The 13,042-nt window shown below is 60.4% G+C and carries 10 protein-coding genes and 1 pseudogene; 5 read left to right on the top strand and 6 right to left on the bottom strand.

Annotated elements, in window-relative coordinates; translation table 11 throughout:
• Positions 1-164, bottom strand: a pseudogene (locus tag ACRXB1_RS16770) (aldolase); the annotation flags it as partial.
• Between ACRXB1_RS16770 and ACRXB1_RS16765 the strand changes: the two are divergent.
• The 3 genes from ACRXB1_RS16765 to ACRXB1_RS16755 all read left to right on the top strand — a co-directional run bounded on the left by ACRXB1_RS16765 (position 88) and on the right by ACRXB1_RS16755 (position 3,100).
• Positions 88-492: an anti-sigma factor gene (locus ACRXB1_RS16765; RefSeq protein WP_449492613.1), complete on the top strand. Its 405-nt coding sequence runs from the start codon at positions 88-90 to the stop codon at positions 490-492. The pseudogene ACRXB1_RS16770 and the gene ACRXB1_RS16765 overlap by 77 nt on opposite strands.
• Before the next feature lie 147 nt (positions 493-639).
• Positions 640-2,046, top strand: coding sequence for an argininosuccinate lyase (argH, locus tag ACRXB1_RS16760; RefSeq protein WP_449492612.1), 1,407 nt, complete (start codon positions 640-642; stop codon positions 2,044-2,046).
• A 112-nt stretch (positions 2,047-2,158) separates the two neighbouring features.
• A complete protein-coding gene (locus tag ACRXB1_RS16755) occupies positions 2,159-3,100 on the top strand; it encodes a bestrophin family protein (RefSeq protein WP_449492611.1) in 942 nt (313 codons plus the stop codon).
• 59 nt (positions 3,101-3,159) lie between these two features.
• On the opposite strand, the gene ACRXB1_RS16750 is transcribed toward ACRXB1_RS16755, so the two are convergent.
• The 4 genes from ACRXB1_RS16750 to apbC all read right to left on the bottom strand — a co-directional run bounded on the left by ACRXB1_RS16750 (position 3,160) and on the right by apbC (position 8,144).
• On the bottom strand, positions 3,160-5,457 hold the full coding sequence (locus tag ACRXB1_RS16750; RefSeq protein ID WP_061998788.1) for an arginine/lysine/ornithine decarboxylase: 2,298 nt from the start codon (positions 5,455-5,457) through the stop codon (positions 3,160-3,162).
• A gap of 115 nt (positions 5,458-5,572) precedes the next feature.
• Positions 5,573-6,142, bottom strand: coding sequence for a dCTP deaminase (gene dcd / locus ACRXB1_RS16745; protein WP_061998787.1), 570 nt, complete (start codon positions 6,140-6,142; stop codon positions 5,573-5,575).
• Between the two features lie 199 nt (positions 6,143-6,341).
• Positions 6,342-6,935: a superoxide dismutase family protein gene (locus tag ACRXB1_RS16740; protein WP_449492610.1), complete on the bottom strand. Its 594-nt coding sequence runs from the start codon at positions 6,933-6,935 to the stop codon at positions 6,342-6,344.
• Between the two features lie 120 nt (positions 6,936-7,055).
• Entirely contained in the window at positions 7,056-8,144 is a 1,089-nt protein-coding gene (gene apbC, locus ACRXB1_RS16735; protein WP_061998786.1) for an iron-sulfur cluster carrier protein ApbC, read from the bottom strand.
• A gap of 270 nt (positions 8,145-8,414) precedes the next feature.
• Here apbC and ACRXB1_RS16730 point away from each other — a divergent pair, with 270 nt between their 5' ends.
• Both ACRXB1_RS16730 and metG read left to right on the top strand, forming a co-directional pair.
• A complete protein-coding gene (locus ACRXB1_RS16730) occupies positions 8,415-9,071 on the top strand; it encodes an OmpA family protein (protein WP_062000740.1) in 657 nt (218 codons plus the stop codon).
• Between the two features lie 361 nt (positions 9,072-9,432).
• A complete protein-coding gene (gene metG, locus ACRXB1_RS16725; protein WP_449492609.1) occupies positions 9,433-11,574 on the top strand; it encodes a methionine--tRNA ligase in 2,142 nt (713 codons plus the stop codon).
• 75 nt (positions 11,575-11,649) lie between these two features.
• Here the strand turns inward: metG and ACRXB1_RS16720 are convergent.
• The coding region (locus ACRXB1_RS16720) for a translocation/assembly module TamB domain-containing protein (RefSeq protein WP_449492608.1) at positions 11,650-13,042 on the bottom strand (1,393 nt) is incomplete at its 5' end.

Genomic DNA, 13,042 nt, shown 5'->3' with positions numbered 1-13,042 from the left:
ACTGCCGAGAAATGGTTGCAAACGCCTTCCTCGAATCCGCGCTGGGCTGCCAGCTGAAAACATGCGGCAAGCTCGACACGCGCCTGCATGACTGCATCGGAATCCAGCCGTGCACGATTGGACGATGGTGTGCCTGCTCCGCAAGTGGCGCAGGAACCGCGCATCGGCTATGTGGCGACACTCGCCGACGAAAAGTCCAACGCCCGCATGCTCGTGACGTGGGATGACCGGACGTCGGAAGTGACGGTGCGGCGCCTGAGCGGATCGTCCGATCCCTCCGATAAATCCATGCAGCTCTGGGGTTTGCCGAAGGCAGGACATCCGGTATCGCTCGGCGTGCTGCCGGTCGGCGGAACCGCAAAGTTCAAGGCCGCTTCTGTGAGCGCGTATCCGGTGCTGGCGGTTTCCGTCGAACCGGTTGGCGGATCGCCGAATCCGAATGGTCCGACCGGGCCGGTGGTTTATACGGGTAAGGTCATTCCGGCAGCCTGACAGGGTTGAAGCAGTTTCCATGAGTTAATCTGAAAGGGGCGTCGAGAGGCGTCCCTTTTTCTTTTCACGGCTTTGCAAATGGCTGCAGGTTTGTCATTGCCTGTAAAATCGGCAATTCCGCGTTTTTGTCCTCTTAAGAACATCACTATGACGTCCCAACTGCACAAGAAAGGCGAAGCCTGGTCGGCTCGCTTCAACGAACCAATGTCCGATCTGGTGAAGCGCTATACGTCATCGGTGTTCTTCGACAAGCGTCTCGCACTCGTCGATATCCAGGGCTCGCTTGCGCACGCCGCCATGCTGGCCGCGCAGAAGATCATCGGCGATGCGGATTTCCAGGCCATCCAGAAAGGCATGACGCAGATCCAGGGTGAGATCGAGCGCGGCGAATTCGAGTGGAAACTCGACCTTGAAGACGTGCATCTGAATATCGAGGCGCGCTTGACGGCGCTTATCGGCGATGCCGGCAAACGCCTGCACACTGGCCGTTCGCGCAACGACCAGGTCGCCACCGATATCCGTCTCTGGCTGCGTGGCGAGATCGACCGGATCGGCGCGTTGCTGATCGAGCTGCGCCGGGCGCTGGTCGATATCGCCGAGCAAAACGCCGAAACCATCATGCCGGGCTTCACGCATTTGCAGGTCGCGCAGCCGGTGACGTTCGGGCATCACTTGCTCGCCTATGTGGAGATGTTCACGCGTGACAGCGAACGCATGATCGATTGCCGCAAGCGCGTGAACCGCTTGCCGCTCGGCGCTGCGGCGCTGGCAGGAACGAGCTATCCGATCGATCGCAACGCCGTTGCGAAGACCCTCGGCTTCGAAGGCATCTGCGCCAATTCGCTCGATGCCGTTTCCGATCGCGATTTCGCCATCGAATTCACGGCGGCTGCTGCGCTGATCATGACGCACGTGTCGCGCTTCTCCGAAGAACTCGTGCTGTGGATGAGCCCACGGGTCGGGTTCATCGATCTGGCGGATCGCTTTTGCACCGGTTCGTCGATCATGCCGCAGAAGAAAAACCCCGACGTACCCGAACTGGCGCGCGGCAAGACGGGACGCGTGAACGGCAATCTGGTGTCGTTGCTGACGCTGATGAAGGGCCAGCCGCTCGCCTACAACAAGGACAATCAGGAAGACAAGGAACCGCTGTTCGATACCGTCGATACCGTTTCGGACACCCTGCGCATCTTCGCTGAGATGGCCTCGGGTATCACGGTCAAGCCGGACGCGATGCGCGCCGCGGCGCTGCAAGGATTTTCGACGGCGACGGATCTGGCGGACTACCTGGTGAAGCGCGGTCTGCCCTTCCGCGATGCACACGAAGCCGTGGCGCTCGCCGTGCGCATCTGCGTGGATCGCGGCTGCGATCTGGCGGACCTCACGCTCGATGAAATGCGCTCGGAGTTGCCGAACGTCGCGCATTTGATCGGTGAAGATGTGTTCGAATATCTGACGCTGGAAGGATCGGTGGCGAGTCGCAATCACGCCGGCGGGACAGCGCCGGAACAGGTTCGGGCTGCGGCGAAGGCGGCTCGGGTGGCATTGGGGTGAAATAGTCGTCGACGCTGAACGTAGCCAAATCGGCTACGTTCGTAGCCGATTTGGCTACAGTCTCGCCGGGCCGTAGCAAGCAGGCTCTCCACACTTTGCGTCCGACCCGCCCATGATCATCCGCCCCAAACTCAACTGGTTCCGCATGTTGTTCGTCTGGCGCGGGTCCGTGCTGCCGCAACTCCTGCCGCGGCTTGCGCTGATCTTCGTGCTGTCCGTCGCGGCGATCGTGATGCACGACCATATGCGCACCTACCCGGTCGGGCTCGGCACGCCGCCGTTCGCACTGGTGGGCATTGCGCTCGCGGTATTTCTCGGCTTTCGCAATAGCGCGAGTTATGAGCGCTGGTGGGAAGGCCGCAAACTCTGGGGAGCATTGTCCATTCACGGCCGATCCCTCGCGCGTCAGGCGCTGACCTTGCCGCGCGGCGTCGAGCCCACAGACAGGCATGAGTTCATCGCGGCAATCGGGGCGCTCGGTCACGCATTGCGCCACGAAATGCGCCGCACCAATCCCCTTCCCGATCTCGCCACGCGCCTGACGCCTGCGCTATATCGGCGCACCATCAAAGCGCAGAATCGATCGACATTGATCCTGCGCTGGCTCGGCGAATGGTCCGCCGCACGCTTACACGAAGGCGCGCTCGATGGCTACGGCACCCTCGCGTTCGAACAGAACCTCAACGAGTTGTCGGGCGTGATCGGCGGCTGCGAGCGGCTTGCATCCACACCTTTGCCCTTCTCGTATTCGGTGATGATCCATCGGACCGTCTATATTTTTTGTGTGCTGCTGCCGTTCGGCCTGGTCGATGGCGCGGGCGTGTTGACGCCTCTGTTCGCGCTGCTGGTGGCGTATGCGTTCATGTCGCTGGAGGCGATTGCGGCGCAGATCGAAGACCCGTTCGGCCTGGAGGAAAACGATCTTGCGCTGAGCGCGCTCTGCGATGCGCTCGAAACCATGCTCCACGACATGACCGCCGATCCCGACTTCAAGCGGCCACCGAAAGGCTTGCCGGAGCCGGGCGTGACGGAGCGCAGGTTTATCGTGACGTAAATGGAAGAAGGCCCGCATCACTCATGCGGGCCTTCTTCATTGCAAGCTACATCTTCGACTTAGCGCTCGAGCGCGACGCAATCGACGAAATACTCGATCCGCCCGTTGATCATCTCACCGACCAACCCGTGGATATCCGTATGGAAGCCCGGGAAACGCTCGTTGAACTCGCGCGCAAAGCGCAGGTAATCCACGATCGTCTTGTTGAAGCGCTCGCCCGGAATCAGCAACGGAATGCCCGGTGGATACGGCGTCAACAGGATGGTCGTCACGCGCCCTTCGAGTTCATCGATAGGCACCCGGTCGATCTCCCGGTGCACCAGCTTCGCATACGCTTCGGACGGCTTCATGGCCGGTTCCATGCTCGACAGATACATCTCGGTGGTCAGCCGCGCGATATCGTTCGCACGATAAACACTGTGGATCTGCTCGCAAAGATCCCGCAAACCCATGCGCTCATACGAAGGATGCTGCGCGATAAAGTCCGGCAGCACGCGCCACAGCGGCTGGTTGTTATCGTAGTCGTCCTTGAACTGTTGCAGTTCGGTGACCATCGAATTCCAGCGGCCCTTCGTAATGCCGATCGTGAACATGATGAAGAACGAATACAACCCGGTCTTCTCCACGATGATCCCGTGCTCCGCCAGATACTTCGTCACAATCGCAGCCGGAATGCCCGACTCGCCGAACTCGCCGTCCACATCGAGTCCCGGCGTGATGATGGTCGCCTTGATCGGATCGAGCATGTTGAAGCCTTCGGCAAGCGCGCCGAAACCGTGCCAGTGATCGTTCGGCTTCAATACCCATTCTTCACGGCTGCCGATACCCTCTTCGGCGAGCGCTTCCGGCCCCCACACCTTGAAGAACCACTCGTCGCCGTATTCGTCGTCGACCTTGCGCATTGCGCGGCGGAAATCGAGCGCTTCAGCAATCGATTCTTCCACCAGCGCCGTGCCGCCCGGCGGTTCCATCATGGCCGCAGCCACGTCGCACGATGCGATGATCGCGTACTGCGGGCTGGTCGACGTGTGCATCAAATATGCTTCGTTGAAGCGGTGTTTGTCGAACGTGCTGTTTTCGGAATCCTGCACCACGATCTGCGATGCCTGCGAGATCCCCGCCAGAAGCTTGTGCGTGGAGTGCGTGGCGAACACGAGCGCGCCCGTACGCGGACGGCCGGCGCCAATGGCATGCATGTCCTGATAGAACTCGTGGAACTCGGCGTGCGGTAGCCACGCTTCGTCGAAGTGAAGCGTGTCGAGCATGTCGCCGAGCAGATCCTTGATCATCTCGACGTTATAGACAATGCCGTCGTACGTGCTTTGCGTGATCGTCAGGATACGCGGCTTCACCTTCGGGTTCTTTGCAAGCGCCTCGCGCGCGAACGGATTCGCTTCGATCTTCTTGCGGATGTTTTCCGGCTTGAACTCGTCGCGCGGAATCGGCCCGATCAGGCCGAAGTGATTGCGCGTGGGCGTCAGGAAGACCGGAATCGCGCCGGTCATGGTGATGGCGTGCAGGATCGACTTGTGGCAATTACGGTCGACCAGCACGATGTCGCCGGGCGCAACCGTCGCGTGCCAGACAATCTTGTTCGATGTCGACGTGCCGTTCGTCACGAAGAACAGATGATCCGCGCTGAAAATGCGCGCCGCGTTTCGTTCCGATGCCGCAATCGGTCCCGTGTGATCGAGCAGTTGACCGAGTTCGTCGACGGCATTGCAGACGTCCGCCCGCAACATGTTCTCGCCGAAGAACTGGTGGAACATCTGGCCAAGCGGATTCTTCAGGAACGCCACGCCGCCCGAGTGGCCCGGGCAGTGCCACGAGTACGAACCCTCTTCGGCGTATTGCACGAGTTCCTTGAAGAACGGCGGTGCGAGCGCATCGAGATAAACCTTCGCCTCGCGGATGATGTGGCGCGCAACGAACTCCGGCGTGTCCTCGAACATGTGAATGAAGCCATGCAGTTCACGCAGGATATCGTTAGGCAGATGCCGTGAAGTGCGCGTTTCGCCGTACAGGAAAATCGGGATGTCCGCATTGCGCCGGCGCACGGCCTGCACAAAGGCGCGCAACGCGACGATCGCGGAGGCCAGTTCCGGCGCATCGCCCTCGGCCAGCACCACGTTGCTGTCCGCATACGGCAGCAACTCGTCGTCATCGATCGACAAGATGAAACACGACGCGCGGCTCGACTGCTGCGCGAACGACGTCAGATCGCCGTAACTCGTCAGCCCGAGCACCTCGACGCCTTCGCGCTCGATCGCCTCGGCGAGCGCACGAATACCGGAACCCGAAATGTTCTCGGAACGAAAATCTTCGTCGATGATGACGACGGGAAAACGGAACTTCATGAGGCGAATCTCCAAATGGAACGACCGCTGACCGAGTTGTGCATGCTCGAGTCCAGCGGTCTTTCAAAAAGCGTTGCAATGACGTTTCTACACAGCAAAACCTGTGACAGAAACGTCAGGTTTTCGGCAGCGTCACGCCGCTTTGCCCTTGATACTTGCCACCGCGGTCAGCGTAGGAAGTCTCGCAGATTTCGTCGCTTTCAAAGAACAGGACCTGCGCCACGCCTTCGTTCGCGTAGATTTTGGCAGGCAAAGGTGTCGTATTCGAGAATTCGAGCGTCACGTAGCCTTCCCATTCGGGTTCGAACGGCGTGACGTTCACAATGATCCCGCAGCGTGCATAGGTGGACTTGCCCAGGCACACGGTCAGGCAAGAACGCGGAATGCGAAAATATTCGATGGTACGCGCAAGCGCGAACGAGTTCGGCGGAATGATGCAGACGTCGCCCTTGAAGTCGACGAACGATTTCTCATCGAAATTCTTCGGGTCGACAATCGTGGAATTGATATTCGTGAAGATCTTGAATTCGTCGGCCACGCGAATGTCGTAGCCGTAGCTCGACGTGCCGTAACTCACGATTTTTCGGCCGTCTTCGGACACACGCACCTGATCGCGCACAAACGGCTCGATCATCTTGTGCTCTTCGGACATGCGCCGGATCCACTTGTCGGACTTGATGCTCATAGGGAACGTACCCAACGAAAGAAGCGGCTCGAGAAAAGCCGCCGTGCTTGAAACGGGGCGTGGCCGGAAGACTGGATTGCATGCAGATGCATGCGGTACTCAGTGGGACCCGCCGGGAAGCGCGTATTTTACTTGATGTGATGGCTCATGCGACGCGACCTGGCCAAGAAGCCGGGTCTGACGTTTCAGGAGCCTGATTTCATTGACGAATCACGCCGCATGCGAGCGCCGGACCGGCGCCGTGCGGGCTGAGCGAATACGAGTCGGATGTATCGCGATGCAGCAGGACCGCACGCGACAGGACGGAGCGCACGCCGTCGAGCGAAACATCGGGCGCCACGATGAATCCGGTCGCCGAACCATTTGCGTCGGCGCGGATGGTCGCCAGGTCGCCCTCGAGTTTCGATGAGTGGCTGCGTTCGGCTGCGGGAGAGAAGACCGGGCCGCCATCGGATGAGTTCGACACGATGCAGTCGCCGCGCTCATGAATCTGCAGCGCGTGCTCGCTGTTGGGCGCCATGCCTGACAGGTTGTAGGAAACCTGCACCCCATCCGCCCGTTCAATGAACGTGAGCGACCCGCTCGCGCTGCTGCCCGCCGTGGGCTGCAACATGGCGTCGGCGCGTTTCTCATGGTTCTGGAACAAGATGCCGCAGCCGCCGAGCAGCAATGTGCCGGCGGTGAGCGCCAGCCCTGTGGCCGCGCTCGTGCTCCAACGTGCAATCAGGCTCAAGGCCGGGTTTGTCGTGGCAACACGGCTAACCGATCCAGGCCCGTCGAATCTTCGTTTCATGCAATCCTCATGGCGACCCGCGACCACCCCGTGTGCTCACTGGATCACGCCCGTCGAAGGCCACATGATACCGCGACACGGCCGGCGCCCAGAGTCCATGCCCGCAAGCGTTTCAGGTCCTCAGGTGTTCTGCACCACGATGCTCGGGAACATCGACGTCATGTCGCGCTGGCGCTCCGCAATCGAAATCGCGACCTTGCGCGCGATCGACCGGTACGCATCGGCGATCTTGCTGTCAGGTTGCGACACCACGGTCGGCTGTCCGGCATCGGTTTTCTCGCGGATGGCGATATCCAGCGGCAGGCTGCCGAGCACCGGCACACCATATTCCTTCGACATCCGTTCACCGCCGCCCGCGCCGAAAATGTGTTCTTCATGGCCGCAATTCGAGCAGATATGCGTGCTCATGTTCTCGACGATCCCGAGGATCGGAATGCCGACCTTCTCGAACATCTTGAGGCCCTTCTTGGCGTCGAGCAGCGCAATGTCCTGCGGCGTGGTCACGATCACAGCGCCGGTCACCGGCACTTTCTGCGACAGCGTCAACTGGATGTCGCCCGTGCCCGGCGGCATATCGACCACCAGGTAATCAAGATCCTTCCAGTTGGTCTGGCGCAGCAGTTGTTCGAGCGCGGACGTGACCATCGGGCCGCGCCACACCATCGGGTTGTCCTGCTCGATCAGAAAGCCGATGGAATTCGCCTGGATCCCATGGCCGATGAGCGGGTTCATCGACTGGTTGTCGGGCGATTCGGGGCGGCCGCTGATGCCGAGCATCATGGGCAGCGACGGGCCGTAGATATCGGCGTCCAGCATGCCCACCGACGCGCCTTCCGAAGCCAGCGCCAGCGCAAGGTTGACGGCGGTCGTGCTTTTGCCGACCCCGCCCTTGCCCGACGCCACGGCGATGATGTTCTTGACATTCGGCAGCAGCTTCACGCCGCGCTGGACGGCGTGCGCCAAGACCTGCGACGAAACGTCCACTTTCACGCCATTTACGCCCGGAACCCTGGCAACAGCTTCGGAGACGAGCGACCGGATTGCACCGAACTGGCTTTTCGCCGGATATCCCAGCACGACGTTGACGCTGACATCGGCGCCATCTATGGTCACATTGCGTATGCTTTTCGCGTCTGCAAAAGAGCGGCTGGTATTGGGATCGATCAGGCCGCCGAGGGCGGCGTCGATCCGGGCGCGATCAAGACTCATCGAGACTCCGTGGGAACGCTTGTTGCGAATAGGGATCGAACACTTTCGCGCACGTGGTATGAAATTTGAAAGGAATTGTTGCACGACATTGCGTGACGGAGGCGTGCACTGCACTATCCCACGCTGCCATGGTCCGGGGACGCATCGTTTTAAGCGGTTGAATCCTTGGCCGTATTGTAGTGGCAGGCGCAACGGCTCGCCGGAAGACCCCACGGGGTGCTCTTCCGTTCGCCGAGGCGATTGCCTTGATTGAATCCTGGAGAAATGACAATGAACACGAAAATGATGACCCGCCTGTCCGTAATCGCAGTAGCCGGGGCGCTCGTCGCCGGTTGCGCCTCGCAGCAGGGCAATAACGCCGCCGTCGGCACCGGCATTGGTGCCGCGACCGGCGCGGGCATTGGCGCAATCTTCGGTGGCGGCAAGGGCGCGGCCATCGGCGCGGGCGTTGGTGCGGCGGCTGGCGGCATCACCGGTTACAACTGGCAGGCCATCAAGGGCAAGCTGACGGGCGCAACGAAGGGCACGGGCACGCAAGTGACCGAGCAGCAGGACGGCTCGCTGAAGGTGAACATTCCGAACGCCATTTCCTTCGATACCAACAGCTACGCCATCAAGCCGACGTTCGCGCCGGTGCTTGACCAGGTCACGCAGACGCTGGTGCAACACCCGGAACTGATCGCCCAAGTGGTTGGCCACACGGATAGCACCGGTCAGCCGGCTTACAACCAGACCTTGTCGCAAAATCGCGCACAAAGCGTGACGTCGTACCTTGCGGGTCATGGCGTGGCGGCCCAGCGTCTGGCAGCTTCAGGCATGGGTCAGACCCAGCCTATCGCTGACAACGCCACCGAAGCCGGCCGTGCACAGAATCGTCGCGTTGAAATTTATCTGCGCGCCACGGCTCAGCCGGGACAGGTTCAGTAAGCGGATTGATTTACAAGGGGAATTGACCGTTTTGATGTACGGCCAAGGTTTGATCGGTTCCTGGAAAATATCGAGGGAATCGAAAAATAGTTGAAACTTTGGCCGCACACCGCGTGTCTGTATTAATGGTAGGTGGCTGGCGCCGTGTTGTGCCGCCACATGCCATTCTCCTCTTGTCGTTGTTGCTCCGGGGCCGCTCTATTTGCCCCGGTTTTTTTCGCCTGGAATTTGCTGGCGGCGGGGACTTCGAGCCCCATGTCCTCCACTTTCCCCCGTCGCAAGCGCCCTATCTGCCTCCTGCTAGAATCGTGGTTCGCTTTTTCACGCATTCACCGAATTTTCAACTGCAGGCAAGCGCCTTATGTCATCGTCAGCACCGTCATCGTCAGCACCGGTTTCCGCGTCCGCCAACCGCCGGATTCTCGTCACGTCCGCGCTCCCGTACGCGAACGGCCAGATTCACATCGGCCACATGGTTGAATATATCCAGACGGATATCTGGGTCCGGACGCTGCGAATGCACGGTCACGAGGTCTACTACGTCGGCGCCGACGATACCCACGGCACGCCCATCATGCTGCGCGCCGAGCAGGAAGGCATCACGCCGAAACAACTGATCGAGCGCGTCGGCAAGGAACACAAGCGCGATTTCGACAGCTTCGGCATTTCCTTCGACAACTACTACTCCACCGACGCCGAGGAAAACCGCGTCCTGTGCGAATCCATCTACAAGTCGCTGCAGGAAGCCGGATTGATCGATGCACGGGATATCGAGCAAGCCTACGATCCGGTCAAGGAAATGTTCCTGCCGGACCGCTTCATCAAAGGTGAATGCCCGAAGTGCGGTGCGAAGGACCAATACGGCGATAACTGCGAAGTCTGCGGCTCGACGTACCAGCCGCTCGACCTGATCAACCCGTATTCGGTCGTGTCGGGCGCGACGCCGGTGCGCAAGACCTCGACGCACTACTTTTTCCGCCTGTCCGACCCGCGCTGCGAAGACTTTCTGCGCGGCTGGGTCAGCGGTCTCGCGCAACCCGAAGCCACGAACAAGATGCGCGAATGGCTCGGCGAGAAAGGCGAAGCCAAGCTCGCGGACTGGGACATCTCGCGCGATTCACCGTATTTCGGCTTTGAGATTCCGGGCGCGCCGGGCAAATATTTCTATGTGTGGGTAGACGCGCCCGTCGGCTATTACGCGAGCTTCAAGAATCTGGCGGACGCTCGCGGACTCGATTTCGAAGAATGGATCCGGCCGGGATCGAAGACGGAGCAGTATCACTTTATCGGCAAGGACATCCTGTATTTTCATACGCTGTTCTGGCCGGCCATGCTGCAGTTTTCCGGCCACCGCACGCCGACGAACGTGTTCGCCCACGGCTTTCTCACCGTCGATGGCGCGAAGATGTCGAAGTCGCGCGGCACGTTCATCACGGCAAAAAGCGTGATCGATACCGGCATCAATCCGGAATGGCTGCGCTATTACTTCGCCGCGAAGCTGAACCACACAATGGAAGACATCGACTTGAACCTCGATGATTTCCAGGCGCGTGTGAACAGCGATCTGGTCGGCAAGTACGTGAACATTGCAAGCCGCGCGGCGGGGTTCCTGATCAAGCGTTTCGAAGGCCGTGTGCAGGACAGTGCAATGAACCACTCGTTGCTGCTGCAATTGCGGGCGGCGGTTCCGCAAATCGCGGCGCTGTACGAGGCGCGCGAATATGGCCGCGCGCTGCGCACGACCATGGATCTCGCCGATACGGTCAACGCTTACGTCGATACCTCCAAGCCCTGGGATCTGGCGAAGGACCCGGCGAATGCAGCCGCGTTGCACGAAACCTGCAGCGTCAGCCTGGAAGCGTTCAGGCTGTTGTCGCTGGCGTTGAAGCCCGTGTTGCCGTTGCTGGCGGAATCAGTGGAAGCGTTCCTCGGCATCAAGCCGCTGGTTTGGGCGGATGTCTCGGCGCCGCTCAGCTCGGCGCAGCCGATCAACACGTACAAGCACCTGATGACGCGCGTCGATCCGAAGCAGATCGAGGCGTTGATTGCAGCGAACCGCGAGTCCATTGCGCCGGGGCAAGCTGCGGTGGTCGCTGCGCCGGCTGCAGCATCGAACTCGGCTTCGAAGAAAGCCGCAAAGGAAAAAGCGCCGGAAGCAGAAGGCACGATTTCCATCGATGACTTCGCGAAAATCGACCTGCGTATTGCGAAGATCGTGGATTGCACGGCGGTGGAAGGTTCGGACAAGCTGTTGCAACTGACGCTGGACGTGGGCGAAGAGAAAACGCGCAATGTGTTTTCAGGCATCAAGTCGGCGTATCAGCCGCAGGATCTGATCGGCAAGTTCACGGTGATGGTCGCGAACCTTGCGCCGCGCAAGATGAAGTTCGGCTTGTCGGAAGGCATGGTTCTGGCGGCGTCGTCCGACGACGAAAAGGCTGAACCGGGCTTGTATATCCTCGAACCGCATAGCGGCGCGAAGCCGGGAATGCGCGTGAAGTAAAGCTGAGTCAATTGCCGAGATAAGCGCAAAGACAGAAGCCGTTCCAACGCAAATTGAACGGCTCTTTTTTCATCTTCATTTTTCCGACGGCCCGTTCCTGCGCGCCCACGAATCAAAGCGTCGCGTATAGAGCAGATCGAGACCCTGGAACGTGCCGCCGTAAGCGGAAACGGACCAGAAGCGCGACAGGTTCAGCGTCATCTTGATGGCGTTGCTTGCCGATTGCAGACCCTGCTCGTAACCCAGCACGAGCCGTTCGTTGATCGCCTTCGACAACATCACGACTTGCGGATCGGTCAACCCGACCTCGCTCGTACCGATGGAAAATTCATCCAGCCCGAAGGTCTGCGCGATCCGCTTGCCGCTTGCGCTTCCAAGCAATGCCAGCGCGTTCGTCATTGCACTTTGCTGACCCACGTTGTTGCCCTGATCCGTGCCATGCCCGAACAGCAGCCACGACAACTTTTCGTTGTCCGGCACGTTCGGCTCGGAGATCAGCTTGGCGTTGGGCGCCTGGACCGTGCCCGTCACCTGCACGCCCGCTTCGATTTCCTGGTTGCGGCGCATCGCGAGAATATTGATGCCGGGATTCGCGACCGGGCCATTGAAGGTGAAGAATCCGTTCTCGATGCCGAGTTTCCGGCCGAACGCCGTGTATGTGGAACCCGGCGTCACCCGGACGTTGCCAACCGCACGCAACGGCATGTTCGGGGCGCTCATCGCGGTAATGGTTCCGGCGAGACCCAGGTCGGCGCCCGCGCCGCGGAACCGGAATTTCTGCCCAAGATTGATATCAATATTGGCGCGCGGCGCAAACGGGCCCACGGGTTTGTCGCCGGTCGCAACCACCGTCTGGTCTTCGCCTTTCACCGTGCCGTCCGGACGCACGATCACGACATCGTCACCAAGCGAAGGCGCCGATTGCTCGGGCAGATCGAAGAGCGCGTGATCGACGGTGAACTTGCCATCGATATTCATGCCGCCCTTCAACCCCGCATTCGCTACCGACGCGCTGCCCGACAATTGCAGTTGCCGGTCCGGCGATGCAAACAGCTCAAGCTTGTCCGCAATGATGCTTGCCGTCAGGTCCGGCTGATCCTGATCGAGCCGCACCTTGCCGGTCGCGCGCAACGTGCCGCTGGACCCGTGGAACTCGACCTGCTGCAGATCGACGAGGTTCTCGGAAAGCGCGATCCGGATCACGCCGTCCTTCAACTGCACGCCCTGGTCGATGACCGTCACCGACAAGCCGTCGCCCGTCAGCATGCCCGACACCGTCGGCTTGGCGACGATCCCCGCGATAGTCAGCTTGAGCCCGAGGCGCCCATCGAGCAGATACGCCGGGCCGATCAATCCGCCCGTTGTCCGCAGCGTAGGCACGTTGGCTTCAATGCCGCCGCTCACCGGCGCTTCGTCGGCCACGGTCAACGTACACACAACGCTGGTTTCACGCGACGGCACGTTGACA

Source organism: Caballeronia sp. M23-90, assembly GCF_053574605.1.
The sequence above is the reverse complement of the archived record's forward strand: the minus strand, read 5'-3'. Positions and strand labels throughout refer to the sequence as shown.

Bases quoted from the DNA above. Each gene is read 5' to 3' on its own strand.
- ACRXB1_RS16750 (WP_061998788.1), bottom strand. From the start codon at position 5,457: ATGAAGTTCCGTTTTCCCGTCGTCATCATCGACGAAGATTTTCGTTCC.
- argH (WP_449492612.1), top strand. From the start codon at position 640: ATGACGTCCCAACTGCACAAGAAAGGCGAAGCCTGGTCGGCTCGCTTC.
- ACRXB1_RS16755 (WP_449492611.1), top strand. From the start codon at position 2,159: ATGATCATCCGCCCCAAACTCAACTGGTTCCGCATGTTGTTCGTCTGG.
- dcd (WP_061998787.1), bottom strand. From the start codon at position 6,142: ATGAGCATCAAGTCCGACAAGTGGATCCGGCGCATGTCCGAAGAGCAC.
- metG (WP_449492609.1), top strand. From the start codon at position 9,433: ATGTCATCGTCAGCACCGTCATCGTCAGCACCGGTTTCCGCGTCCGCC.
- apbC (WP_061998786.1), bottom strand. From the start codon at position 8,144: ATGAGTCTTGATCGCGCCCGGATCGACGCCGCCCTCGGCGGCCTGATC.
- ACRXB1_RS16765 (WP_449492613.1), top strand. From the start codon at position 88: ATGACTGCATCGGAATCCAGCCGTGCACGATTGGACGATGGTGTGCCT.
- ACRXB1_RS16740 (WP_449492610.1), bottom strand. From the start codon at position 6,935: ATGAAACGAAGATTCGACGGGCCTGGATCGGTTAGCCGTGTTGCCACG.
- ACRXB1_RS16730 (WP_062000740.1), top strand. From the start codon at position 8,415: ATGAACACGAAAATGATGACCCGCCTGTCCGTAATCGCAGTAGCCGGG.